The 24,860-nt window shown below is 38.5% G+C and carries 26 protein-coding genes; 23 read left to right on the plus strand and 3 right to left on the minus strand.

Annotated features, from left to right (window positions below; genetic code table 11):
• Positions 1-78 precede the first annotated feature (78 nt).
• From AC3WSO_RS08215 to AC3WSO_RS08295, 17 genes are all read left to right on the plus strand, one after another.
• Entirely contained in the window at positions 79-1,704 is a 1,626-nt protein-coding gene (locus AC3WSO_RS08215) for a long-chain fatty acid--CoA ligase (protein ID WP_492530159.1), read from the plus strand.
• A 249-nt stretch (positions 1,705-1,953) separates the two neighbouring features.
• Positions 1,954-2,190, plus strand: a complete 237-nt coding sequence (locus tag AC3WSO_RS08220; RefSeq protein ID WP_492530160.1) for a hypothetical protein — start codon at positions 1,954-1,956, stop codon at positions 2,188-2,190.
• Between the two features lie 84 nt (positions 2,191-2,274).
• Positions 2,275-3,045, plus strand: coding sequence for a CheR family methyltransferase (locus tag AC3WSO_RS08225; RefSeq protein ID WP_492530161.1), 771 nt, complete (start codon positions 2,275-2,277; stop codon positions 3,043-3,045).
• Positions 3,046-3,401: 356 nt separating this feature from the next.
• Positions 3,402-4,583, plus strand: a complete 1,182-nt coding sequence (gene aroC / locus AC3WSO_RS08230; protein ID WP_492530162.1) for a chorismate synthase — start codon at positions 3,402-3,404, stop codon at positions 4,581-4,583.
• Positions 4,584-4,586: 3 nt separating this feature from the next.
• A complete protein-coding gene (gene aroB / locus AC3WSO_RS08235; protein ID WP_492530163.1) occupies positions 4,587-5,678 on the plus strand; it encodes a 3-dehydroquinate synthase in 1,092 nt (363 codons plus the stop codon).
• Positions 5,675-6,043, plus strand: coding sequence for a chorismate mutase (gene aroH, locus AC3WSO_RS08240; protein WP_386827875.1), 369 nt, complete (start codon positions 5,675-5,677; stop codon positions 6,041-6,043). The genes aroB and aroH overlap by 4 nt, the downstream gene beginning before the upstream one ends.
• An 18-nt stretch (positions 6,044-6,061) precedes the next feature.
• The gene (gene hisC, locus AC3WSO_RS08245; protein ID WP_492530164.1) at positions 6,062-7,162 is read left to right on the plus strand and encodes a histidinol-phosphate transaminase; all 1,101 of its coding nucleotides are present in this window, start codon (positions 6,062-6,064) and stop codon (positions 7,160-7,162) included.
• The gene (locus AC3WSO_RS08250; protein WP_386827877.1) at positions 7,159-8,259 is read left to right on the plus strand and encodes a prephenate dehydrogenase; all 1,101 of its coding nucleotides are present in this window, start codon (positions 7,159-7,161) and stop codon (positions 8,257-8,259) included. The genes hisC and AC3WSO_RS08250 overlap by 4 nt, the downstream gene beginning before the upstream one ends.
• 92 nt (positions 8,260-8,351) lie before the next feature.
• Positions 8,352-9,638, plus strand: a complete 1,287-nt coding sequence (gene aroA, locus AC3WSO_RS08255) for a 3-phosphoshikimate 1-carboxyvinyltransferase (RefSeq protein WP_492530165.1) — start codon at positions 8,352-8,354, stop codon at positions 9,636-9,638.
• A gap of 317 nt (positions 9,639-9,955) precedes the next feature.
• Positions 9,956-11,224: a tetratricopeptide repeat protein gene (locus AC3WSO_RS08260; protein WP_349661198.1), complete on the plus strand. Its 1,269-nt coding sequence runs from the start codon at positions 9,956-9,958 to the stop codon at positions 11,222-11,224.
• A gap of 14 nt (positions 11,225-11,238) precedes the next feature.
• Positions 11,239-11,796 carry a ReoY family proteolytic degradation factor gene (locus AC3WSO_RS08265; protein ID WP_079559925.1) on the plus strand — a complete coding sequence of 186 codons (558 nt, stop codon included), beginning with the start codon at positions 11,239-11,241 and terminating at the stop codon, positions 11,794-11,796.
• Positions 11,797-11,960: 164 nt separating this feature from the next.
• Positions 11,961-12,410 carry a DUF2487 family protein gene (locus AC3WSO_RS08270; protein ID WP_492530166.1) on the plus strand — a complete coding sequence of 150 codons (450 nt, stop codon included), beginning with the start codon at positions 11,961-11,963 and terminating at the stop codon, positions 12,408-12,410.
• A 154-nt stretch (positions 12,411-12,564) separates the two neighbouring features.
• Entirely contained in the window at positions 12,565-13,071 is a 507-nt protein-coding gene (locus tag AC3WSO_RS08275) for a Rieske (2Fe-2S) protein (RefSeq protein WP_492530167.1), read from the plus strand.
• 18 nt (positions 13,072-13,089) lie between these two features.
• Positions 13,090-13,764, plus strand: coding sequence for a menaquinol-cytochrome c reductase cytochrome b subunit (qcrB, locus tag AC3WSO_RS08280; RefSeq protein WP_492530168.1), 675 nt, complete (start codon positions 13,090-13,092; stop codon positions 13,762-13,764).
• 42 nt (positions 13,765-13,806) lie between these two features.
• Positions 13,807-14,601 carry a c-type cytochrome gene (locus tag AC3WSO_RS08285; protein WP_492530169.1) on the plus strand — a complete coding sequence of 265 codons (795 nt, stop codon included), beginning with the start codon at positions 13,807-13,809 and terminating at the stop codon, positions 14,599-14,601.
• A 572-nt stretch (positions 14,602-15,173) separates the two neighbouring features.
• A complete protein-coding gene (gene lhaT, locus AC3WSO_RS08290; protein ID WP_476425183.1) occupies positions 15,174-15,770 on the plus strand; it encodes a lipoprotein heptaprenylglyceryl N-acetyltransferase LhaT in 597 nt (198 codons plus the stop codon).
• Between the two features lie 60 nt (positions 15,771-15,830).
• On the plus strand, positions 15,831-16,505 hold the full coding sequence (locus AC3WSO_RS08295; protein ID WP_349661213.1) for a zinc metallopeptidase: 675 nt from the start codon (positions 15,831-15,833) through the stop codon (positions 16,503-16,505).
• Between the two features lie 124 nt (positions 16,506-16,629).
• On the opposite strand, the gene AC3WSO_RS08300 is transcribed toward AC3WSO_RS08295, so the two are convergent.
• The gene (locus AC3WSO_RS08300; protein WP_492530170.1) at positions 16,630-17,499 is read right to left on the minus strand and encodes a YitT family protein; all 870 of its coding nucleotides are present in this window, start codon (positions 17,497-17,499) and stop codon (positions 16,630-16,632) included.
• A 116-nt stretch (positions 17,500-17,615) separates the two neighbouring features.
• On the opposite strand from AC3WSO_RS08300, the gene AC3WSO_RS08305 reads away from it, so the two are divergent.
• From AC3WSO_RS08305 to AC3WSO_RS08330, 6 genes are all read left to right on the plus strand, one after another.
• Complete coding sequence (locus tag AC3WSO_RS08305) at positions 17,616-17,951, plus strand: nucleotide pyrophosphohydrolase (protein WP_492530171.1); 336 nt, start codon at positions 17,616-17,618, stop codon at positions 17,949-17,951.
• Entirely contained in the window at positions 17,951-18,748 is a 798-nt protein-coding gene (dapB, locus tag AC3WSO_RS08310; protein ID WP_492530172.1) for a 4-hydroxy-tetrahydrodipicolinate reductase, read from the plus strand. The genes AC3WSO_RS08305 and dapB overlap by 1 nt, the downstream gene beginning before the upstream one ends.
• Positions 18,749-18,767: 19 nt before the next feature.
• Entirely contained in the window at positions 18,768-19,172 is a 405-nt protein-coding gene (gene mgsA / locus AC3WSO_RS08315; protein ID WP_492530173.1) for a methylglyoxal synthase, read from the plus strand.
• A 32-nt stretch (positions 19,173-19,204) separates the two neighbouring features.
• A complete protein-coding gene (gene bshA, locus AC3WSO_RS08320) occupies positions 19,205-20,350 on the plus strand; it encodes an N-acetyl-alpha-D-glucosaminyl L-malate synthase BshA (protein ID WP_492530174.1) in 1,146 nt (381 codons plus the stop codon).
• Positions 20,337-21,515: a CCA tRNA nucleotidyltransferase gene (locus tag AC3WSO_RS08325; protein ID WP_492530175.1), complete on the plus strand. Its 1,179-nt coding sequence runs from the start codon at positions 20,337-20,339 to the stop codon at positions 21,513-21,515. Before bshA ends, AC3WSO_RS08325 begins: the two co-directional genes overlap by 14 nt.
• Positions 21,516-22,105: 590 nt before the next feature.
• On the plus strand, positions 22,106-23,089 hold the full coding sequence (locus AC3WSO_RS08330) for a biotin--[acetyl-CoA-carboxylase] ligase (protein ID WP_492530176.1): 984 nt from the start codon (positions 22,106-22,108) through the stop codon (positions 23,087-23,089).
• Positions 23,090-23,394: 305 nt separating this feature from the next.
• Here AC3WSO_RS08330 and AC3WSO_RS08335 read toward each other — a convergent pair whose 3' ends face one another.
• Both AC3WSO_RS08335 and AC3WSO_RS08340 read right to left on the minus strand, forming a co-directional pair.
• Positions 23,395-23,919, minus strand: a complete 525-nt coding sequence (locus tag AC3WSO_RS08335; RefSeq protein WP_492530177.1) for a GNAT family N-acetyltransferase — start codon at positions 23,917-23,919, stop codon at positions 23,395-23,397.
• A gap of 302 nt (positions 23,920-24,221) precedes the next feature.
• Positions 24,222-24,791: a DUF7010 family protein gene (locus tag AC3WSO_RS08340; RefSeq protein WP_492530178.1), complete on the minus strand. Its 570-nt coding sequence runs from the start codon at positions 24,789-24,791 to the stop codon at positions 24,222-24,224.
• Positions 24,792-24,860: the final 69 nt, after the last annotated feature.

The raw sequence follows: 24,860 nt of genomic DNA on the forward strand, positions 1-24,860 counted from the left end.
TTATTTCGACTGTAATTCTTGGTAGCAGCAGAAGCCTTGGACGATTCAAAAATTATATAAACAAAGGGGAGCGTTGTTATGCATATGATGGATACACCTTTATTATTAACAAGTTTTTTGGATCGAGCAGAACGATTTTTCCATGCGAAAAAAATATATTCGCGGACAAGCCCTACAACAATTCACGAGTTTACTTATAAAGAATATGTAAAACGAACTCGTAAACTAGCAGATGCCCTTACAAAGCTGGGAATGGAGAGAGGGATGAAGGTAGGTACCTTCTCTTGGAATCACCACCGCCATTTAGAAGCATATTTTGCAGTGCCATGTGCAGGAGCCGTATTGCATATGATTAATATTCGATTAGCGTCTGAGCATATTGCTTATGTTATTAATCATGCAGAAGATGAAATATTACTAATTGATGATAATTTAGTTCCACTTATTGCACCAATTGTCTCTCAGCTTAAAACAGTCAAGTACTTTATCGTAATGGGAGATGATATTGTGCTAGAAAATATCCCACTACCGAATGCTCTGTCTTATGAGGCATTACTTGAAGAGGCGAATGAAGATTTTAAATTCCCAGATGATTTAGATGAAAATACAGCTGCTGGTATGTGTTACACAAGCGCAACTACAGGAATGCCAAAGGGTGTTGTGTATACTCATCGTAGTATTGTCCTCCATACGATGGCAGCAGGACTTTCTGATAGTATAGCTATTAGCGAGACAGACGTTGTATTACCTGTCGTACCAATGTTCCATGCGAATGCGTGGGGATTTCCGTTTGCGGGTGTATTATTTGGTGCTACACAGGTGCTCCCTGGGCCAATGTTTACACCACAACTATTACTTGATTTATTTGAAACATATAAGGTAACGCTGACTGCAGGAGTACCTACAATTTGGCTTGGGCTTTTACAGGAGCAACGTAAAAATCCTCGTGATTTGTCTTCAATACGGTTGATTGTTTGTGGTGGTTCAGCGTCGCCGAACGGTTTAGTTCGTGGTTTTGAGGAGGAGCTTAAAATTCCTTGTATGACGGGCTACGGTATGACCGAGACATCGCCACTTGTTAGTATATCGACGTATTTAACACATATGCAAGATTATACGTTGGATGAAAAAATGGATGTTCGTACTACGCAGGGAATAACAGTACCACTCATTGAAACACGTGTAGTCAATGAAAGCGGTGAAGTACCTTGGGACGGCAAAACAATGGGTGAATTGACAATTAGGGGTCCATGGATTTCTGCTGAGTATTATAACGATGAACGAACAAATGAAGCCTTTAAAGATGGCTGGCTCTACACTGGTGATATTGCTGTAGTGACAGTAGATGGTTATATTAAAATTACAGATCGTACGAAAGATTTAATAAAAAGTGGTGGAGAATGGATTTCTTCGGTAGACCTTGAAAATGCCTTAATGTCACATCCTAAAGTGTTGGAGGCAGCTGTTATAGCTATTCCTCACGAAAAATGGATAGAACGACCTCTAGCGTGTGTTGTATCGAAGCCTGAATTTAAAGATTCCATTACGAAATCAGAGCTACTAGAAGATTTACAATCGCAATTCCATAAAACATGGATTCCTGATGATGTTGTATTTTTAAATGAGATACCTAAAACTTCTGTAGGAAAGTTCATGAAGGTAAAATTGCGAGAAGATTTAAAGGACTACCGTCTAGAGGTTTAGGATCCTGAAACTTGAAGGTGGTAACTAACTGCCTTCATTTTTTACGTCTAAAATATGGGGATATCTTCCATGGATGGACCCTTTCGAATATCCGTAGAAGCTAGAGGCATAAGGGTGTTATCTCACAAAGGCGTTATCCAAGAACAGGATACAACTAATGGGATATTTTTGCTAAATTAATGGAAGAATGAAAAGAAAAATGAAACTATTTTTTTTATTTTACCGTATAATTATTATTAATGAGAGGATGTGGATGTATTGATAGCGACGGTTGCGATTATTGGAGGAGTAGTTATTGCCTTAACAGGTATTTTTACAGATACACTTACAAAAAACCAAAAAATTAAATTAAAGGCTATTGAGAAAGAAGTAGAGCTAGAGAAGCTAAGACTAGAAACATATACGATGGAAACAGAAAAATTACGTCTAGAATTAGAGCAATCCAAAGTGTTATTATTAGAGGAAAAACAAAACTCAACTAAGTAACTTGGATTACATGTGAAAGAGTATTTCAGGAATGGCACTTTTCCGCTATAATGGAAATACGATGCTAGAGGGGAAGAAGACCGGATGTCTGATTATGAACAGTTTATAGAAGGTATAAAGCGCAAAACAGGAATAGATTTAGCACTATATAAAGAAGCGCAAATGAAAAGACGATTAACATCTCTGTATGAGAAAAAAGGATATCGTAATTTTGTGGACTTTCTAAAGTCACTTGAACAAGATCGTGATTTAATGAATGAGTTTTTAGATCGCATGACGATCAATGTTTCCGAATTTTATCGCAATGGGAAACGTTGGGAAGTGTTACAGAAAAAAATATTTCCGAAATTACTGCAATCTAATAAGCGTTTAAAAATTTGGAGTGCTGCTTGTTCAACAGGTGAAGAACCTTATTCTTTAGTTATGGTATTATCTCAGCTAGTGCCATTATCTCAAATTCAAATTATTGCTACTGATTTAGATGAGAATGTCATTCAAAAGGCGAAATTAGGTGTGTATCCAGAGCGATCATTAGCAGAAGTGCCGAGTGATATTAAAGCTAAGTATTTCGAGCAAGAAGGTTCCTTTTATAGGGTCAAGGATGAGATTAAACGTTGTGTGACGTTTAAGAAGCATAATCTACTAAATGACAATTACGAGTCTAATTATGATTTAATTGTTTGCCGCAATGTGATGATTTATTTTACTGAAGAAGCGAAGGATCAGATTTATACGAATTTTAGTAAAGCATTGCGCAAGGATGGGGTTTTATTTGTTGGATCTACTGAGCAAATTTTTAACCCATCTCGTTATGAGTTTGAAGTCGAGGATACATTCTTCTATAGAAGAACCTAGTTAATAATATGAGAAAAGCATTCGTACAGAAGGCAGTATAAATAGCATGTACATATTTTTAAAAAGCTTTAGACATAGATGAATCGTACGCTTTTCGCTTTGCCATAAGCAAAAAGCGTATTTTTTATTAGTTATCGTAAAAGCATGGTTGGTGAAGATTAATAATTAGTGGAGATTTTTTTATGTATATCGTTCAGAATATTCTAATTTAAAACAGATTAAGTTGATAGGTAATTCAGAATTTATAAGCAATTGAAACGAGTCTTGAAAGACATTTGCAAAAGGACTGTTTTTTTAGAGAATATATGTTATAGTGAAAAATACATACTTTAGCGAGTTGAAGGGAGAAAGTGTTTATGCGTTACTTAACAGCGGGAGAGTCACATGGCCCCCAATTAACAACAATTATTGAAGGTTTACCATCGCTCTTACCGATTACAGCAGAAAAAATTAACCACGATTTAAAGCGTCGTCAAGGAGGACATGGGCGAGGTCGCCGTATGCAAATCGAAACGGATACAGTAGATATCGTTGCTGGTGTTCGTCATGGACAAACACTTGGTTCTCCCGTAGCGCTAGTAGTCACGAATGATGACTGGAAGCACTGGACAAAAATTATGGGAGCAGAACCATTAGCAGAAGATGTGAATCCTGAAGATATTAAACGTCAAATTTCACGTCCTCGTCCAGGACATGCAGATTTAGTAGGAGGCATGAAATATGGACACCGTGATTTACGTAACGTGTTAGAGCGTTCTTCAGCGCGTGAGACAACAGTTCGTGTAGCTGTAGGTTCTGTTGCAAAAGCGCTTTTAAATGAATTAGGTATTTCCATTGTGGCACATGTAACAGAAATCATTGGTATTAAAGCAGACACTTCCTTAGTAGAAGGGAAAACAGCAGATGAAATTCGTGCAATTGTTGAAGCTGATCCTTGCTATTGCGTTGACCCAGAGGCTTCCGCAAAAATGGTGGCAGCAATCGATGAAGCGAAAAAAGCAGGAGACTCAATTGGTGGTGTTGTTGAAGTCATTGTAGAAGGAATGCCAGCCGGTGTCGGTTCTTATGTTCATTATGACCGAAAGCTAGATTCGAAATTAGCAGCTGCCATGTTATCTATCAATGCATTTAAAGGTGTTGAATTTGGAATAGGATTTGAAATGGCACGCCGTAAAGGCTCTGAAGTCCATGATGAAATTATTTGGTCAGAGGAAGAAGGTTATACACGTGCTACGAATCGACTTGGCGGCTTAGAAGGTGGAATGTCTACTGGAATGCCAATTGTTGTCCGTGGTGTAATGAAGCCAATTCCTACATTATATAAACCGTTACAAAGTGTTGATATTGAAACGAAAGAGCCATTTAAAGCTAGTGTAGAACGCTCTGATAGCTGTGCAGTTCCAGCAGCATCAGTTGTTGCTGAGCACGTTATTGCCTGGGAAATAGCGAATGCGATTGTAGAACAATTCCATAGCGATCAATTACCACAACTAAAAGCTCAAATCGACGAACATCGTCGATCTACAAAGGGGTTCTAATTTATGCGAGTACCAGTAGCGACGAAATCACATCAATATGAGGTTGTCATTGGTCATAATTTTTTGGCAGAAGCAGTAAAAGAATTTGATGATCAGCTTCAAAAAGCCGATAAACTGATTGTTTTTACGGATGCTAATGTGTGGGCAGCTCAAGGAGATTATTTCATAGCTAATTTCCCTTATCATTTTGAAGTCTTTGTCTTACCAGGTGGTGAGGCATGTAAAACCTTCGAACAATACTTTGCAGCACAAACGTTTTTACTTGAACAAAAATGCTCACGTAAATCATTTGTTTTTGCATTTGGTGGGGGTGCTGTAGGTGATTTAACAGGCTTTGTTGCTGCCACATATATGCGTGGGGTGCCGTTTATTCAAATTCCAACAACGATTTTAGCACATGACTCGGCGGTAGGCGGTAAGACAGCTATTAACCATCCACTAGGAAAGAATATGATTGGTGCGTTTTATCAACCTGAGGGAGTCATTTACGATACTATATTTATCGACAGCTTACCTGAGCGTGAAGTACGTTCAGGAACAGCAGAAGTGATCAAGCATGCAATGATTTCGAATGCAGCGTGGTTAGAGGAATTAATGGCTGTAGAGACAGTTATTCATTTCAGCACAGAAGAATTAGCAAAGCAGCTTAGAAAAGGAATTGCAGTAAAAGCGCAAATAGTAGCAGAGGACGAAACCGAGCAATCCGTACGGAAATTTTTAAACTTAGGTCATACTTATGGTCATGCCATTGAAGCGGCAGCTGGTTATGGAAAAGTAGCGCATGGCGAGGCTGTAATGATTGGACTCGTGTATTGTTTATTATTAAGTGAAAGATATGGAAAATTAGACCGTAACTTCACTACAGCATTTTTGCATTTTGCAGTGAAGAATGGCTATCCATTTGACTCGGTGAAAATGTATACTTTTGACCAGTTAACAGAATATTTAATGAAAGATAAGAAAGCGGAGTATGGTATTTTACAATTTGTGTTATTGGATGAAATTGGTAAACCTTTCGTACAACCAATTGATTTAGCAGAATGCAGAGAAGTAGACACCGAATTCCGACAGCTATTAGCGGAGGTGCTTGTATGATTCGTGGACTTAGAGGAGCAATTACAATTGAATCTGACAGGCCAGAGCTTGTATGGGATGAGACAGCGAGATTAGTGCGTGAAGTAGTAACAGCAAATAATGTGGAAGTAGATGATATTGCTTCCATACTAATTTCCACAACACCTGATATTACGTCAGCATTTCCTGCACGTGCTGTACGGTTAATGGACGGATGGCAATATGTACCTGTCATGTGTACGCATGAAATGGACGTGCCGAACGCATTGCCACTTTGTATTCGTGTATTAATACATGCGAATGTAGAAGTGGCACAAAAAGATGTAAAACACTTGTATCTCAATGATGCAGTGAAATTAAGACCAGATTTAGCCCAAGCTAAATAATTAGAGGAGATGTTTAAGATGAAATGGAAACAACAACTGGACGGTATGCAAGCATATAAGCCTGGAAAACCAATTGAAGAAGTACAACGAGAATATGGCTTACAAGAAGTCGTAAAATTAGCATCTAATGAAAACCCATTTGGGTGCTCACCTAAGGTAACTGCTTATTTACAAAATAATTCAGTAAATCATGCTATCTATCCAGATGGCTATGCGCAAAATTTACGTACAGCTGTTGCAATTTATCTAGGTGTCAAAGAAACACAGCTTCTTTTTGGTAACGGCTCTGACGATATCATTGCGATTATTACTCGTGCATTGTTGTATCCAGGTGTAAACACAGTGATGGCAGACCCATCCTTCTCTCAATACTGGCACAATGCTGCAATAGAAGGCGCGGAGGTACGTAAAATCCCTTGTATCGAAGGTACACATGACCTAGCAGCAATGATAGCGGCAATTGATGAAAACACATCGGTCGTTTGGGTTTGTAGTCCAAATAATCCAACAGGTGTTGTGATATCAGATGTTGAATTACGAGCATTTTTAGCTAAAGTACCAAGTGATGTGCTAGTAGTATTAGATGAAGCTTACATCGAATACGTAACACATCCTGGTCACAAAGATACTCTACCTATTATTGACGAGTTTCCAAATGTACTATTGTTGCGTACATTCTCAAAAGCATATGGTCTTGCTTCTTTCCGAGTTGGTTATGCAATTGGGCAACCAGACGTGATTGCTAAACTAGATCCCGTAAGATCGCCATTTAATAATACAATTCTAAGCCAAGCGGTTGCGACAATCGCTTTAAGTGATCAAGATTTTATAAAGGCTTGCCGAGAAGCAAATGAAAAAGGTAAAAAACAATATGTTGAATTTTGTGAAAAGCATAATTTGCAATACTTCCCGTCTGATACGAACTTTATTTTCTTTAATACGAATGCCGATAGCGATGTTGTTTTCAATGAGCTAATGAAACGAGGCTTTATCATCCGTAGTGGAAATGCGTTAGGATTACCTGGGTTTATCCGCGTGACAATCGGAACAGAGGCTCAAAATGAAGCGTTGCTAGGTCACCTTGAAAACGTCCTAAAAGAGCAAGGAGTTTTTGCATGACGACCCGTAAAGTGCTCGTTATTGGGCTAGGCCTCATTGGAGGCTCAATTGCCCTAGCGTTACAAAAGGCACCCGAGACAAAAATTATTGGCTATGATATGGATGAGAAAACACGTGAACATGCGAAAACGTTAAATATTGTGCATGATATTGTGACAGATCCAAAAGAAGTGGCGGACGACGTAGATGTTATCATTTTTGGAACTCCCGTTAACGCAACACTTGAATGGATGGAACAATTAAAAACATGGCCGTTGAAAAATAAAGTAATCGTAACAGATACAGGTAGTACAAAAAAGAGGATTATGCAAAAGGCTGGGGAACTACGTGAGTTAGGCATTACCTTTATTGGAGGACATCCAATGGCAGGCTCACATAAAAGCGGTGTTTTAGCTGCAAAGGCTCACCTTTTTGAAAATGCGTATTATATGCTAACACCGCTTGCCGGTGAAGAAATTGTCCATATGGCACAGCTTGAAAGCTTATTAAAGTTTACACATGCAAAGGTTGTAAGTGTATCTGCTCGTGAGCATGATCATATGACAGCTGTAGTTAGTCACTTCCCACATGTAGTTGCGGCTTCTCTTGTGCACCAGTTAGGCGAAGAAAATGGTGAGTATCCGATGACGCGTTCACTTGCTGCAGGGGGCTTCCGTGATGTAACGCGGATTGCGTCATCCAATCCGATTTTATGGCGAGATATTACTTTGCAAAATCGAGATGAGCTTATTGCACAGCTAGATGGCTGGGAAAAGGAAATGAGTCGTGTTAAGGAGCTCCTTTTAAATGGTAGCTCGGAGGACATTGAAAAATACTTTGCAGTTGCCAAAGAGCTAAGAGATGAATTACCGATTAGTGCTGGAGCAATGTTTACATCATTTGACTTATATGTTGATGTTCCTGACTATCCGGGTGTTATTTCTGAGGTGACAGGCTTACTTGCAGATGAAGCGATTAGTATTACGAATTTACGTATCGTAGAGTCGCGGGAGGACGTGTTCGGAATCCTTGTTATTAGCTTACAAAGCGAAAGTGACCGTGAACGAGCAGCAGCGTGTATACAAAAGCGTGCTAAATATGAAACATATATTTCATAGGCAGACTAGAAAAGCTTAATAAGAAATGCATTTTTTGAAGAAAGCGTCGAAATTGCGGCGCTTTCTATCTTCATATTGGGGGGAAGAAAACGATGAGTGAAAAAGTATTACAATATGATAAACCTTCCTTACAAGGGACTTTAATGATTCCAGGTGATAAATCTGTTTCTCACCGTTCCATTATGTTTGGAGCGATTGCAACGGGTAAAACGACAGTTAACGGATTTTTATTAGGGGAGGATTGTTTGAGTACAATTGATTGCTTCCGAAAGCTTGGTGTGAAGATTGACGTGGAAGGAACAAATGTATCTATCGACAGTCCAGGTATAGAGGGGTGGCAAGAGCCCACTGAAGTACTATACACAGGAAACTCTGGTACGACGACGCGTTTGATGTTAGGGATACTAGCAGGGTCTAATGTACATTCAGTAATGACAGGGGATGCGTCCATTGGAAAACGACCGATGCGCCGTGTTATTGATCCGTTGCGTCAAATGGGTGCACACATTACTGGAAGGACAAATGGACAATATACACCATTAGCTATTCAAGGTACAACATTACAAGCTATTGATTACAACATGCCTGTTGCGAGTGCTCAGGTGAAGTCAGCTATTTTACTTGCCGGTTTACGTGCTGAAGGTACTACAATTGTGCGAGAAACGGAAGTATCTCGAGATCATACTGAGAGAATGCTACGTCAATTTGGTGCACAGGTTGACGAGGTGGATGGTGTTATTGCATTACAAGGAGGGCAAACTTTAACAGGGACGCATGTTTCTGTACCAGGTGATATTTCATCAGCGGCCTTTTTCTTAGTAGCAGGAGCTATTTGTGAAGGTAGTAAAATAACGCTACAAAATGTCGGAATTAATCAAACACGAGATGGTATCATCGAAGTGCTTCATAATATGGGCGCTTCGATAACAGTTATGCCGAATGAAGATAGCCAATCAGAGCCGACAGCAACAATTACAATAGAAACGTCAGCATTAACAGGAACTACAATTGAAGGAGATATTATTCCTCGTCTTATCGATGAAATCCCGATTCTAGCTTTATTAGCAACGCAGGCGAACGGCAAAACGATTATTAAAGATGCCGAGGAGTTGAAAGTGAAGGAAACAGATCGGATAACGGCTGTAGTGGATGAATTGAAAAAACTAGGTGCTTCAATTGAAGCGACTGAGGATGGAATGATTATTGAAGGACCAACTCCATTACGTGGTGCTCGCCTAAAAACTTACGGTGATCATCGTATAGGCATGATGGGCGCTGTTGCTGCACTAATAACAGATGGTTCTGTAACTTTAGATGATGCAGAATGTATTGCAGTTTCTTATCCATCGTTTTTCGAGCACATAGAGGAAGTAAAGTAAAGTCTATCTTTATTCAGCAGAAGACTCCTACCTCTGACTGTGGTGAGATGATTGCGGTTGAGGTTTCTTTTCAGTGGATGTACCAAACGCCTACTGAAATGTAGGAACTCAGTCTTAAGCATGCCACGTTCTGTGCCAATACCGAAATGGCAGACATCGTGTCGGCCATCGTGTGCAGACCTGGGCACAATTCAAAATCTGGACGAAATTACGCCAATGCGAAATTAATCCTGACTCTCCAAGTCTTTTGGGGAGTTTTTTCTTGTTTCGAAAGAAAATGTTTTGTAGCATAAAGATATAAATGAAAGAATAGGTGAATGACTGTGAACAATGCGATGACTGAAATGATGCAAGCACTTGAACAAGGAGACTTAGCATTAATTGAACAGCTACTTGAATCATTTTTAACGAAGGAGCTACCTGAGGAAATTTATACGCTAGCAGAAATGTTTATGCAGTATGGGTATATGAAGGAAGCTGACCGTGTACTGGAGCATTTACAATTTTTATTCCCAGAAGAGGCACAGTTGAAAATTGATCGTGCAAACGTCTTAATGGAGCTTGGCGCTGAAGATGAAGCGCTAGATTTTTTATTAGAAATAGAGGAGACATCTCCAGAATATCCCCAAGCATTATTAGTATTAGCGGATTATTATCAAATGCAAGGATTATTCGAAGTAGCAGAAATGCGTATTAATGAGGCCCTATCTATATTACCAGACGAGCCATTATTACAATTTGCTAAAGCGGAGCTTTTATTTGAAACGGGTCGTTTTTTAGAGGCTGCGAGACTATATGAAGAATTATATGAACAACAAGTTGAATTTGCAGGGATAAGTCTTGTTGAAAGACTTGCTGAAGTGTATCGTGCTGGAGCTGCCTATGAAACGGCTTTAGATTACTATTTAAAAGCACTTGACGATGAAATAAAGCCAGATGTTTTATTTGGTGCTGCATATTCGGCCTTTCAATCACAAAAATATGAGATGGCCATTAAACAATTAGAAGAATTAAAAGAATTAGATCCTGATTATTTTTCTGCCTATTTATTGCTTGCTGAAAGCTATGCCATGACGGAGGACAATAAAAAAGCTTATGCTGCCATTCTAGAAGGATTAAAGCGTGATGAATATGATAAGTCCTTATATTTATTTGCAGGTAAAATGGCTTTAAAAATTGGTTTGCCAGATGAGGGTGAACAACATCTTCGTGAAGCTATTGCCTTAGATCCTGAATACATGGAGGCAGTATTGGCATTAATCTCTGTGTTGGCACAGCAAGAGCGTCATGAGGATGTAATAGAATTATTTGAAGAGTTGCAAAAAAATGATTTTGAATGGAGCACATTATACCCATTTGCTGCGGTTGCATATGAAAATTTAGAATTGTACGACCGTGCATACGAATTTTACCGTTTGGCATATAATGATTTTAAGGAAGACGCAGCATTTTTAGAAAAATATGTTTATTTCTTGTTAGAAGAAGGAAAGCGTTCAGAAGCAAAAGAAGTACTTGGCCAATTAATAACTATTCAACCTGGTGAACTAGAGTGGCAAGAGAAGTTAGAAACCTTAGAATTTGAGTAAAGGAGGGAGTGGGTATGACTGCTTCTGTATCAGTTGTCGATAAAAAAGCATTTGTTAGATGGTTTTTAAAGAATTATCAATTGAAACGTCGTGAGTGTGTATGGATTTTGAATTACTTATTAAGCAACGATGAGTTATTAAAACGAATTCGATTTGTTGAAGAAGCTCATTATTGCCCTAGAGCAATGGTAATGTCAACAGTTGACTCAACAGGTGTGCCATTTCGTTTCTACAAAGGTAATGTAATGACAGCAGATGCTGAGAAATCTTTTCATGATTTACGCTTACATGAACATGAAGATATGTATATACAATTGAATTTTCCTAATGTACCTCCAAGTGCACAATACTTAGCAGTTCTTGAAGAAAACCCTTATATGCCGGAAGCACTAATTGTCAGTGAAAAAGATCGCTTACTGGCAGAAGAGCTGCTTTCCAACAGCTTACTCGTATTCCAAGAAGAAAAATTACTCGCACAAATTGATGAAGCTCTCGATCAAGGAGATGAAGAGCGGTTTTATGAATTGTCTAATTTGTTACAAGCTCTAAAGGAAACAGCTAATTTACATTAGTTATAGGCAAAAATTGAATGTCCTTTATCTACCTCAATATGATAACATAACAAGTGAATGATTGTTTTCACTTTTTATTGGATATCCTATTGAAGAGTGGAGAAGGGCATTTTTTTATTTTCATAACGCAATTACGTTATATGTAACATGAGGAGGTTTGTTAGATGTATTTTAATGCAAGCGATGTGACATCGTTTATGGCACAGAAGGAATTTATCGATACAGCAATTGTTCCACTCGTAACCGTCGATTTATCTCCTGAAAAAATGAAACAGAGTGGCACAGAGGCGGATTTTTTGTTATCGCTTACATCTTTTATCGAACAACAGTTTAAAGGTCGTCTTTTACTGATGCCACCATTTTCGTATAGTGCAACATTAAAAAACGAAGTTATGCCGAAGCAATTAGAGGCACAATTACATAATGCAGGATTTAAGCATGTGTTCTTCATTACTTGTGACCATTTTTGGACAAATATTGGAGAGGAAATAAATGTTGTTTGGCTACCAGCGATTCCGTTAGAAAGTATGGATAAAGGTGTGAAAAAATCTATTCTTGAAGATCAATTGCGACAAGTTATTCCGGTACTTTCGACCAAATGGGCACAGGTTTAACAATTTGTTTCAATAAATGTTCACATTCTCCAGCTTTCCACAGAATGCTATATTGACCAAGCTATGGAGTTGATATATCATAGATATGTCCTAGTATTACTATTTGTAAAAGAATGTCCGTTGGACTGACCTTTAAGTTAGAGGGGGGAAAAAAATGAGTAATAATCGAGTTTCACGTCGTCAATTCCTAAGCTATACACTAACTGGTGTAGGTGGCTTTATGGCGGCAGGTATGCTAATGCCGATGGTTCGCTTTGCGATTGACCCAGTGTTACAAAAGCATGGCGGTGGGGATTTTGTACAAACAGAGCATAAAATCGCTGATATTACTAAAGAACCTGTTAAAGTTGATTTGAAATTTGAACAAGTTGATGCATGGTACAAGTCAGAAGTAACAAACGTAGCATGGGTTTACAAGGAGGGCGATCAAATCGTCGCACTATCTCCTGTTTGTAAGCACTTAGGATGTATGGTGAACTTCGGACAAGATACAGCACACCCGGATCAATTCTTCTGTGCTTGTCATGCTGGACGTTACGAGAAAAACGGTAAAAACGTACCAGGAACACCACCTTTAGGTCCGTTGGATGAATATGAAGTATCAGAAAAAGATGGTTACTTAATGCTTGGTCCAACTAAAGCAAATACTCTAGTTAAATAAGTAAGGGGGTACAAAACAGTGCTAAATAAAATTTATGATTGGGTCGATGAACGCTTAGATATTACACCTATTTGGCGTGATATTGCCGACCATGAAGTGCCAGAGCACGTGAACCCTGCACATCATTTTTCAGCATTCGTTTACTGTTTCGGTGGATTAACATTCTTCATCACAGTAATTCAAATTCTATCAGGTATGTTTTTAACAATGTACTATGTACCAGACGTAGTGAATGCTTGGAAATCAGTTTATTATTTACAAAACGAAGTAGCATTTGGTGAAATCGTACGCGGTATGCACCACTGGGGAGCTTCATTAGTAATCGTAATGATGTTCTTACATACACTTCGTGTATTCTTTACAGGTTCTTATAAGAAACCTCGTGAATTAAACTGGATGGTTGGTGTAGGTATTTTCGGTGTAATGATGGGTCTAGGCTTTACAGGATATTTATTGCCTTGGGATATGAAAGCATTATTCGCTACAAAAGTAGGTATCCAAATTGCTGCATCTGTACCGTTTATCGGTGAATGGATTAAAATCCTATTAGCTGGTGACTCAACTATTCTAGGTGCTCAAACGTTAACACGATTCTTTGCGATTCATGTATTCTTCTTACCTGCAGTATTGTTTGGGTTACTTGCAGCACACTTTATCATGATTCGTCGTCAAGGAATTTCAGGGCCGTTGTAATAGTTCTTGACGGTTCGATGATTTTTTAAAGGAGGGGACATAATGCATCGCGGAAAAGGAATGAAATTTGTTGGTGATTCTCGTATTAAAGCGAATCATAAAATGCCGAACGTTCCAAAGGATTATTCCGAATATCCAGGTAAGACGGAAGCTTTCTGGCCGAACTTCTTACTAAAAGAATGGATGGTTGGTGCTGTTTTTTTAATAGCTTATTTAATATTAACAGTTGCACATCCATCACCACTTGAAGGACCAGCTGATCCAACAAGAGCATACACGCCATTACCGGACTGGTACTTCTTATTCATGTATCAATTATTAAAATACTCATATGCTTCAGGTCCATATAATGTTATTGGAGCACTTGTAATTCCAGGTCTTGCATTTGGAGCGCTATTATTAATGCCATTTTTAGATAAAGGTCCAGAACGTCGTCCATCTAAACGCCCATTACCAACAGCGTTTATGTTATTGACATTGGCTGCTATGTTCTACTTAACTTGGGAGTCAGTTGTTAACCATGACTGGGAAGCTCAAAAAGCTATGGGTGCAATTGTAGAAGAGGTTGAGGTTGAGATTGATGAATCTCTACCAGGGTTTGCAATTTGGAACGGCGACACTGGTGAACAAGCTAAAACTTGTATCGGTTGTCATGCTGCTGACTTAAAAGGTGGTCCAGCTGCTCCAGCGTTAGTTGGTAATAAACTAACAGCTGAAGAAGTAGAAGAGATTATGCACAATGGTCGTGGCAATATGCCAAAAGGTGCATTCGCTGGTACAGATGAAGAAGCGAAGCAATTAGCTGAATTTATTGCGAGCTTAAAGGCTAAGGAATAAGCTTTATTTTAAAAGAGTCAGGAAACTGGCTCTTTTTTTCTAGTCTAATAATGTGACTGTTACAGCTTCAAAAAAGTTCCCGTACAAATATTATTGATAAAATAATATTTGTTAGGATTTACATACTATTTAAGGTCGAGACAAGTGCCCATTCACTCCTGTGGAAAACTAGTAATTCAAGGCTGTATGTGTGAACAAACCGAGGAGGCAAAGCTGTAAGTTGTTGAAAATGCGGGGAAGTCACTACAATTTATGTTGTGCTTTCACAGTGGGCAATACCACAATATTTGATGCAGTCTATGTTTAAGAGGAATGTTAGAAAAAAGCTTATCAACAAAGGTAAGGATGACATTGGTTAAAACCTATGCTATATAAGTTGAATTCCGTTCCGACTGGACGCCCCCAGGAAAGTGCCCAGTCGGAACGGAATCCAACCCTACATTATGGTTATAAGTAAAAAATACTGCTCATATTCAGCATTGAAAGAACGTGGCAAATTAAAGACTATTTAATACATAATAACAGATAAAAAAGGCATCTTAGTAAAGACAGAAGAAAAAGGAGTTTTAATTATGCAAATTACACGTGCAAACGTCTGGTATCTCCTTACACATAAGTCATTTTTAATACTTTTACTTATTATCAATCTATTAGGAACTATTTACGGTTATTATTGGTACGGGTGGCAGCTTGCTATAACGGAACCAATTTTTTATATTTTTGTTCCGGATAGTCCGACAGCCAGCTTATTCTTTTGCTTTGTATTGTTAGCTTGGATTATGGGGAAAAAGTGGCCTCTAATGGAAGTACTAGCACTAATAACATTAGTAAAGTATGGAATTTGGGCTGATGTGATGAATATTTGGACGTTGATTGAAACTGGATCTATTGATTGGCAAGGCTGGATGCTTGTAGGCTCGCATTTTATGATGGCCTTCCAAGCAGTACTATACATTGGTAAATATGTTTTTTCATATTGGCATATTGCCGTAGCAGCCGTATGGACATTGCATAATGATGTGATTGATTATGTATTTGGCCAAATGCCGATGTACCGTGATTTAGCTGATTACACAAGCTATATTGGCTATTTTACTTTTTGGTTATCGGTCGCATGCATTTTTTTAGCGATTTTCTCAATTAGGTGGCGCAAATATTTGCCGAATTAGGTAATTGATTATAGAATTATAGTATCGAGATAGAAAGGGGTTAGAAAATTGTCAACAACCATGTATATTGTTTATTTTGCAATAATAATGCTACTGCCGCTTTACGCACAGATGAAAGTAAAGGGCACGTATAATAAGTTTGCAAAAGAACGTACAATGAAGGGACAAACCGGTGCAGAGATAGCGCGTACGATTTTAGATGCAAACGGCTTATATGATGTACGAGTTGTTCCAACACAAGGTGTGTTATCTGATCATTATAATCCGGCGACAAAAACGGTTGCTTTATCGGAAAGTAACTTCTACGAAGCAAGCATTGCTGGAGCTGCAGTTGCTGCCCACGAAGTTGGCCATGCCATCCAGCATAAAGAAGCTTATTCAATGCTAACATTACGTAGTAAGCTAGTGCCGGTTGCAAATATTTCATCAAATATGTCTTGGATATTTGTTATGATTGGTATTTTTGCAAGTAGTACAAATATGTTACTTTTAGGTATCGTATTATTGGCAGCAGGTGTGGTTTTCCAATTAGTAACATTGCCAGTAGAGTTTGATGCATCAAAGCGTGCGTTAGTACAAATGAATTCCCTAGGTATTATTACAAATGAAGAAGAGCGTCCAGCGCGTAAAGTGTTAAGCGCTGCAGCATTAACATATGTTGCCGCAGCAGCAGTAGCTGTATTAGAATTATTACGTTTAGTATTAATCTTTACAAATATGCGAAGTGACGACTAATTAAAGAACTTGTTGTAGTGGTATTTCACTATAGCAAGTTTTTTAATCCGTCAAACTGTAATATGTAAAAAAAAGCCTACCTCAACGAATGTTTTTATTCGAGAGAGCAGGCAAATTGTTCATTTTAATGGAGTGGTTGTTTTTGGTCGTCGAGCGTGAAGCCTTCTCCTGCCACATCTCGTACTTCTATTATTGATACGAAAGCGTGAGGATCGACGTCATAAACAATAGATTTTAAACGTACAACTTCATTGCGACCAATGACACAATAAATAACTTCTTTTTGTTGCTTCGTAAAATGGCCATGGCCTTCAAGAATAGTAATGCCGCGTTCCATTCGTAATGCAATCATTTCAGCAATGGAGCTAGATTTTTCAGAAATAATAAGTGCTCCACGTGCTGCATATGCTCCTTCTTGAACAAAATCAATGACGCGCGCGCCAACAAATACCGCGACAAGGGTATACATCATAGAGCGTGCATCTAAAAACGTTATCCATGACAGTGTAATGACAATTGCGTCAAAGATGAACATCGTTTTACCCATACTCCAGCCAAAATATTTATGCCCAAGGCGAGCTAAAATATCTACACCGCCAGTTGTACCACCGAAGCGAAAGACAATCCCGAGTCCTAGTCCAACAAAAACCCCAGCAAAAAGTGCAACAAGTAGTAAATCATCCTCTAAATGAATGGTAAATTGATACTTTTGGAAAACTTTAAGGAAAACTGAAACAGATAAAGTGCCAACGAGCGTATAAATAAATGATTTTTTCCCAAGTAAACGATAACCAATAATAAACATAGGAATGTTTAATAGTAAATTCATGAAGGCGGGGTCCCAGCCTAGTGTAAAATAAAGTATGAGTGTAATCCCGCTTAGGCCACCTTCACCAAGCTGATTTTGCATGTTGAAGTGGACGAAGCCGAAGCTAAAAATGGCAGCTCCGAGCATTATTGCGATGATATTGATGACTTTGATCTGTTTTAGCATATGACCTCCTGTAGTCTTAAACAATTGAAGTTGTGCTATCTATTATCTGACATTTTATTGTTTTTGACAACAATGGTGTAAATTTTATACGATGGTAAGTAGGAGTGTGATTTTAAATGACTGAACAAGTATCGATGCAAGCTTTACAGCAGCGTGTGGATGATTATATAGGACAATTTAAGGAAGGTTATTTCCCACCATTTGAGTTATTGGCTCGTCTAACTGAGGAACTTGGTGAATTGTCTCGCGAGGTACAGGACGTTTACGGGCAAAAGAAGAAAAAGAGTTCAGAGGATGCTAACAGCATTGAAGAAGAATTAGGTGACTTTTTCTTTGTTTTAGTTTGCTTTGCAAATGCACAAGGCATTAAATTAGATGAAGCACTTTTACGCGTTATACATAAATTTGAAACAAGGGATAAAGATCGCTGGACTAGAAAGGATGAAGAATAATGTCAATTCGTGTAGCTATTGCAGGACCTAGGGGGAAGATGGGGGCTGAGGCTGTACATACGGTCATGAAGCATGACAAAATGGAATTAGTAGCTGTACTAGATTATAAGGAAGTAGGAAAAACACTAGCTGATTTGGAGATGTTTCCAACAAGTTATACTGCTCCAATCTTTACAGACATGTCAGAGCTTGTAGAGGCAACTGCACCAGATGTATTAGTTGATTTAACAAACCCGCATGCAGTATATAAACATACTAAAGAAGCCTTGCATTTAAATGTACGCCCTGTAATTGGTACAACGGGCTTTACAGATGAACAACTAGTGGAATTATCAGCAATGGCTAAAGAAAAAGAGCTTGGCTGCATTATTGCTCCGAACTTTGCGATAGGGGCAATCCTTATGATGAAGTTTGCTAAGGAAGCGGCGAAATATTTACCTGATGTTGAAATTATTGAAATGCATCACGATCAAAAGTTAGATGCACCATCTGGAACAGCTGTTAAAACAGCACAATTGATTCAAGAGGTGCGAGCACAAAAAATGCAAGGACATCCAGAGGAAAAAGAAACACTTGAGGGTGCAAGAGGGGCAGAATTGGACGGCATGCGCCTTCACTCTGTTCGTTTACCAGGTTTAGTGGCACACCAACAAGTGTTATTTGGTGGAGACGGACAGCTTTTAACAATTCGTCATGATTCATTAAACCGTAATTCTTTTATGTCTGGTGTAGCATTTTGCGTAGAAGAAGTCATGAAAATGGATCAACTTGTATATGGTTTAGAAAACATCATCTAAAGATTGGGATGGAAGCTTTATGAAAATCGCATTAATTGCACATGATCGCAAAAAAGATAATTTAGTACAGTTTGCTATTGCTTACCGTAATATTTTAAATGAGCATACGTTGTTTGCTACAGGGACAACAGGACAGCGAGTTATTGAAGCTACAGGCTTAGAGGTATCACGTTTCCGTTCTGGACCACTCGGTGGTGATCAACAAATTGGCGCAATGATTGCCAATAATGATATGGACATGGTCATTTTTTTCCGTGATCCTTTAACAGCACAACCACATGAGCCAGATGTTTCTGCACTGATCCGACTTTGTGATGTATACCAAGTGCCACTGGCCACAAATATGGGAACTGCAGAAATATTACTAAAAGGCCTACAGGAAGGCTTTGTGGATTGGAGACTGATTCAAGAAAGACGAGATTAAAAAAGACGTGATTTAGAAAGGATGATAATCGAATGAAAAAGCTAAAAATTGGCATTACCTGTTATCCAACTGTTGGAGGCTCTGGTGTTATTGCAACAGAATTAGGAAAAATGCTTGCAGAGAGAGGACACGAGATTCATTTCATCACCTCAAGCGTACCATTTCGATTGAACAAAATTTATCCAACCGTCTTTTTCCATGAAGTAGAAGTTAATAATTATTCAGTATTTCAATATTCGCCATATGATATAGCATTAGCGAGTAAAATGGCGGACGTGATTAAGGATGAAGAGCTAGATGTGCTTCATGTGCATTATGCAATACCACATGCGGTCTGTGCTGTCTTAGCTCGTGAAATGAGTGGTCGTGACATTGGGATTGTCACAACGCTACATGGTACAGATATTTCGGTACTTGGGCAGGATTCCACTCTTTCACAGGCAATTAAGTATGGTATTGACAAATCTGATATCGTAACGACAGTGTCAGAAGCATTAAAGCAACAAACCTATGAGCTTATCGATACAGTAAAGCCGATTAATACGATTTACAACTTTGTTGATGAACGTGAATACTTCCCGCGCAATTCAGGAAACCTAAAGGAACAATTTGGAATTGAAGAAGACGAAAAAGTTATTATTCACGTATCTAACTTCCGTAAAATTAAGAATCTTCCTCATATAATAGACGCATTTATGAAGATTCGCGCAAATATGAAGGCAAAGCTGTTGCTTGTAGGAGATGGCCCTGAAAAGCATCGTGTAATGGATCAAGTAAAGGAAAGTCCTTACATGAAGGATGTTCTATTTTTAGGTAAACAAGAAAATTTAGCTGAATTGTATGCAATCAGTGACCTTAAATTATTACTATCACAGCAAGAATCATTCGGGTTAGTCTTACTTGAAGCAATGGCTTGTGGTGTACCTTGTATTGGATCAGCTGTAGGCGGTATTCCAGAAGTCATTGAACACGGTGTAGACGGTTTTATAGTGGAATTAGGAGATACAGACGCAGTGGCAGAATATGCTGTGAACCTCTTGAGTGATGAAGAGAAATTACAACGTTTCCGTGAGGCAGCCATTTGTGCTGTTGATGAAAAATTCCATTCATCAAAAATTGTAGAACAATATGAAAAATTGTATGAAAAGGTTGCTGAAAGAAATCATGCAAAACAATAAAGAATGGCAAGCGGCCTATTCAGTTATTGAACAACTAGAAAACGCGGGCTTTGAAGCAGTAATAGTCGGTGGTGCGGTACGAGATGCCATAATCGGTCGCCCTGCTCATGATGTAGATGTTGCAACAAATGCCATGCCAGACGAAGTAAAATCTGTCTTTAATCACACGGTTGATATAGGAATTCAGCATGGGACGGTACTTGTTATCGTGCCAGCTGGATCGGTGGAGGTAACGACATATCGCACAGATGGGGAATATACGGATCACCGTAGACCAGAGGAAGTGCAATTTGTACGTTCGCTAAAAGATGATCTACTGCGCCGAGACTTTACGATGAATGCCATAGCGATGCGTCGTGATGGCTCATTTGTTGATTTTTACGGGGGGCGCCAAGATATTGAGGCTGGTGTCATTCGAGCAGTAGGTGACGCGCAGAAACGCTTTTCGGAAGATGCATTACGAATGCTGCGAGCCGTACGTTTTTCAGCACAACTAGGTTTTCTAATTGAATCAGAAACCTTGCAAGCAATGCAGGACAAGGCTAATACTATTTCTTGGATTGCAAAGGAGCGTATAAAGGCAGAGCTCGATAAGCTATGGGTAGGGAAAGATGTTTTTAATGGTATTAGAAAGCTTGAGGAAAGTAGCTTAGTGAATCATTTAAGTGGTACTTTTCAAGCAGATGACTGGTGTAATTTTACCACGCAGGACAAGCTATTAGGCTGGGCATATTTTTCAATGTTACAGGGTGATCATTGGCGAGAAGTGCTAGGTGACTATCGTTTATCGAATAAAGAGATGGCATTTGTAAAAGCTGTGTTAGCAGCTTTTAAGGCTTTGAAAAATGGCTGGACGAATATGGATTACTTTTCGCATACACAACAGGAACTCGAGGCAGCTTGTTATTTTGCGGAGCTGAGACAGCTTGACGTTCAAATGCCACAGCAAAGTATCCAAGAAATACAGACAAAGCTTCCTATTAGACACAAGCAAGAGCTTATTGTAAACGGGACGGATTTATTAAAATGGTCTGGAATAAAAGGTGGACCATGGGTAAAGGAAGCGTTGCAGGCAATGCTTGAAGCAGTTGTCAATGGCGAACTTCAAAATGACCGACAGCACATAAAGAATTGGATAGAACATGATTATTTCAAAAAAGAATGATAAACGTTGATTTTTATCATTTCTGGCTTACAAGGAACCGTCATTAAAAGAATGAGACGGTTCCTTTTTAACTTCTTTCAGTCGACCTTAGTAACAAAGCTGACTACTTAGCAAAATGGAGGTAATTATGAAATACTTTGAAGAAGCAAAATATATTTGAAAAATTACGTTCCGAAGAGCGGGTAGGCAGATACAGTTGAAGGTGAACTAATACGGTTAATTGAAAGACTTCGGGATGAAGGGTTTGAGCTATTTTGTCATTATTTATGGAAAATTCTAAATGACGAAGAGGTTTTTGACCATCATGTTTTGCTTGAAATAAAAATGGATATTGATACGTTATTAAATTTTGATGAGCCATATCTTGACGATAATGTATATGACAGAATAAGTGACCATATCATTGAATGGACTTTTACACATAAAGGACCTATTAAGAGAGAAAAGATTCGAAACAATATAGATGAAAACAGCGAATAGAAAGATATCTTATGTAGATTATGGTCAATTGTCATAATTTACAGTATGATAAATACAAATTGAATCAATATTTTGCAAGCAAATAAGAGTTTACTAAAGGATTGATTAGCATGAGTATTTCTATGAAGGATGAAATTTTAAAAAGAATATTAGCTGCTAATGGGGAAGCAGTTTCGGGTCAGGAGCTAGCAGATTCCTTTGGAGTATCACGTACTGCTGTATGGAAACATATGCAGTCGCTACAGGAGGAAGGCTATACGTTTGAAACGGTAAAGAAAAAGGGCTACGTACTGACGGGTGTACCAAATAGCTTAAGTCCAACACAAATTGAACTATTTTTAAATACGGAACGCTTTGGACGTGAAATTCATTATTTTGATATTGTAGATTCAACACAAACAATCGCCCACAAGCTTGCACAAGAAGGCGCTCCACATGGCACGATTATAATCGGTGAGGAGCAAACTGCAGGTCGTGGTCGTATGGCGCGTCCATGGGAATCTGCAAATGGCACAGGTATTTGGATGACTGTTATTGTGAGACCAGATGTCACTCCTCAACAAGCTTCATCGTATACACTTGTCGTAGCAGTTGCGGTTACGATGGCTATTAAAACATTATATAAACATATTGAGCCAGCCATTAAATGGCCAAATGATTTGCTTATTAAAGGTAAAAAATGTACAGGTATATTAACAGAAATGCAAGCAGAGGCAGACCGTGTACAAGCATTGCTAGTAGGCATAGGTATTAATGCGAATCAAGTAGCCTCAGATTTCTCACCAGAAATCGCGGATATTGCTACATCTTTACGTTTAGAAGTGGGTGAAGAAATTAATCGTGCTGCCCTTGTCGCATCAATTTTACAATACTTAGAACAATTCACGGAATTATACGTGAAGGAAGGTTTTGCAAGCATTAAAAAGCTATGGGAACAAATGTCATGTACGATTGGACAACGTATTGAAGTAACGACTTTACGTGGGCGCTTTGAAGGTATTGCCAGTGGGATAACGGATGAAGGTGTACTACAGCTAACAGAGGATAATGGCACAATTCGGACAATTTATGCTGGAGATATAAAAATTTTATAGGAACATAAACTACAATGTGCATTCACTTATCTAGCAAGAACGTATATTTTCGAATCTGAAAGTATACGTTCTTTCATATTTTTCGAAATACATTTAGCTCTATATATTTTTTTCTCGTTTGTAGTCTTGTCTAAAGAAGATCAGAGAATGTATTAGTAAAATTATTGGAAGAAAAAACAACTCAGAGTCATATTTAACTGAATGCTCCATTTTTAGCCCGAACAAGTAAATGAATAATGTAAAAGAGACCGATAAAGAGATCGTTCCCGCTATAGTTTTCATTACATGCCCCCAATAAAAAACGCTTATTTTATTTTTTCTATTAACTTATCAATATCATTCCATACATAAATAAGTTCTTCTACTATTTTTCCGCCAATTTTTACTTCGACGTTATTTACATATTGTGCACCACAATATTCATAGAAATAACGTGTTTTATTTTCTGCTAATACTTCGACAAATACTTTTTCGTATCCTTTTTGATTACAATAGGTGAATATTTCTTTGAGTAGTTGTTTTCCGATGCCCTTTCCATGATATTGTTCTAAAAGATATATAGAAGTCAAATCAGTTGAATTTACTACTGAATTTCTCTTTCGTGTACTACTAGTTGCAAAGCCGATTATTTCTCCTTGTTCATTTTCAGCCACCAATACATAATTCGTAGCATCTGAAATATTATTCTTCCATAGCTCTGTTCGCTGCTCGTAAGATAATCTATTCAAAAAATCATCTGGCAAGATGCCTTTATAAGTTGTTCGCCAACTGTCAACATGTACTTTTCCAATACTTTGAGCGTCTTGAATGTTTGCTTTTCTAATTTTCATATTGATCACCTCGAAAGTCGCACTTTATTTCAAATGATTACGGACGTTTCTGACCCGGTTCACTTTTGATTCCTTCTTAACTTACAAAAAATGTAGCACTACATAGTAGTATGACTATTATACAATTAATGGGAATCTATTACTAATACTAGGGGTAATCATATAAAATTCTTACTAAAAAGGCATTATCACAAGGGTATAATTCTACCTTCTAGGATAGAAAAACAAAATGGTCAAGGAAGGAAATATTGATGGATGTCGTGCTGCATTTAGGAGAGAGGAATTATGTCCTAGCCTTTGCTCTAAGCTTCTTTGGATCCATTATTCCCAGCCCTGTTCAGTAGCCTATGGCTGGTTATCCAAACTACTACCCCGGTCCCCCATAATATCAGAGCTGAGCTAAAACCCACAGATGTCCACCACACCATAATTTGGTGATTTCCCCAGGTAACTCTTACAGGTAAAGTAAACAGTGTGATGGCCGATTGCAGGCAAAGAAGTGAACCTGAAATATAATAGAGATTGACCTGGAAAAGGTGCGCTAGGGGAAAGAAATGAGCACCAACAATGAGAGCCATAACAGGAACAAACAAATCTAAGTGATTGGTAAATTGACAAATTACGGCGGCAGTGGCTATCAAAACGCCTTCTAAACCGAAAATAATACAGAACCACATATTTTTTCGTTTCCAACGATGGGAATCCTCTCCCATCGTCTCGTTTGATAATCTTTTTGATTTCATTATCAATACGATTCCTCCAACAAGCAGTACAACACCAACAAACAAGCATAAGATCAACAGCCAGAGAAATCCCCAGCCCTGCAATCCTCTAATTCCAATTCCTGCCCACAGAGTACCAAAAAATGCCATGAAGATAACGCCAGAAGCTGTCCCGCCACAGCAGCTCTAGGAATGATGGTTTGCGTCATATCATGAACC

The sequence above is a fragment of the Lysinibacillus sp. EB106-09-02-XG168 genome (assembly GCF_058791475.1).

What these genes read in the sequence shown, in the direction of transcription:
- mgsA (WP_492530173.1), top strand. Translation starts at nt 18,768, where the DNA reads ATGAAAATCGCATTAATTGCACATGATCGCAAAAAAGATAATTTAGTA.
- aroB (WP_492530163.1), top strand. Translation starts at nt 4,587, where the DNA reads ATGCGAGTACCAGTAGCGACGAAATCACATCAATATGAGGTTGTCATT.
- AC3WSO_RS08270 (WP_492530166.1), top strand. Translation starts at nt 11,961, where the DNA reads ATGTATTTTAATGCAAGCGATGTGACATCGTTTATGGCACAGAAGGAA.
- AC3WSO_RS08225 (WP_492530161.1), top strand. Translation starts at nt 2,275, where the DNA reads ATGTCTGATTATGAACAGTTTATAGAAGGTATAAAGCGCAAAACAGGA.
- lhaT (WP_476425183.1), top strand. Translation starts at nt 15,174, where the DNA reads ATGCAAATTACACGTGCAAACGTCTGGTATCTCCTTACACATAAGTCA.
- hisC (WP_492530164.1), top strand. Translation starts at nt 6,062, where the DNA reads ATGAAATGGAAACAACAACTGGACGGTATGCAAGCATATAAGCCTGGA.
- AC3WSO_RS08260 (WP_349661198.1), top strand. Translation starts at nt 9,956, where the DNA reads ATGACTGTGAACAATGCGATGACTGAAATGATGCAAGCACTTGAACAA.
- dapB (WP_492530172.1), top strand. Translation starts at nt 17,951, where the DNA reads ATGTCAATTCGTGTAGCTATTGCAGGACCTAGGGGGAAGATGGGGGCT.
- AC3WSO_RS08335 (WP_492530177.1), bottom strand. Translation starts at nt 23,919, where the DNA reads ATGAAAATTAGAAAAGCAAACATTCAAGACGCTCAAAGTATTGGAAAA.
- aroC (WP_492530162.1), top strand. Translation starts at nt 3,402, where the DNA reads ATGCGTTACTTAACAGCGGGAGAGTCACATGGCCCCCAATTAACAACA.
- AC3WSO_RS08295 (WP_349661213.1), top strand. Translation starts at nt 15,831, where the DNA reads ATGTATATTGTTTATTTTGCAATAATAATGCTACTGCCGCTTTACGCA.
- AC3WSO_RS08285 (WP_492530169.1), top strand. Translation starts at nt 13,807, where the DNA reads ATGCATCGCGGAAAAGGAATGAAATTTGTTGGTGATTCTCGTATTAAA.
- AC3WSO_RS08340 (WP_492530178.1), bottom strand. Translation starts at nt 24,791, where the DNA reads ATGGCATTTTTTGGTACTCTGTGGGCAGGAATTGGAATTAGAGGATTG.
- AC3WSO_RS08250 (WP_386827877.1), top strand. Translation starts at nt 7,159, where the DNA reads ATGACGACCCGTAAAGTGCTCGTTATTGGGCTAGGCCTCATTGGAGGC.
- AC3WSO_RS08325 (WP_492530175.1), top strand. Translation starts at nt 20,337, where the DNA reads ATGCAAAACAATAAAGAATGGCAAGCGGCCTATTCAGTTATTGAACAA.
- AC3WSO_RS08330 (WP_492530176.1), top strand. Translation starts at nt 22,106, where the DNA reads ATGAGTATTTCTATGAAGGATGAAATTTTAAAAAGAATATTAGCTGCT.
- AC3WSO_RS08265 (WP_079559925.1), top strand. Translation starts at nt 11,239, where the DNA reads ATGACTGCTTCTGTATCAGTTGTCGATAAAAAAGCATTTGTTAGATGG.
- aroA (WP_492530165.1), top strand. Translation starts at nt 8,352, where the DNA reads ATGAGTGAAAAAGTATTACAATATGATAAACCTTCCTTACAAGGGACT.
- AC3WSO_RS08275 (WP_492530167.1), top strand. Translation starts at nt 12,565, where the DNA reads ATGAGTAATAATCGAGTTTCACGTCGTCAATTCCTAAGCTATACACTA.
- bshA (WP_492530174.1), top strand. Translation starts at nt 19,205, where the DNA reads ATGAAAAAGCTAAAAATTGGCATTACCTGTTATCCAACTGTTGGAGGC.
- aroH (WP_386827875.1), top strand. Translation starts at nt 5,675, where the DNA reads ATGATTCGTGGACTTAGAGGAGCAATTACAATTGAATCTGACAGGCCA.
- AC3WSO_RS08215 (WP_492530159.1), top strand. Translation starts at nt 79, where the DNA reads ATGCATATGATGGATACACCTTTATTATTAACAAGTTTTTTGGATCGA.
- AC3WSO_RS08305 (WP_492530171.1), top strand. Translation starts at nt 17,616, where the DNA reads ATGACTGAACAAGTATCGATGCAAGCTTTACAGCAGCGTGTGGATGAT.
- AC3WSO_RS08300 (WP_492530170.1), bottom strand. Translation starts at nt 17,499, where the DNA reads ATGCTAAAACAGATCAAAGTCATCAATATCATCGCAATAATGCTCGGA.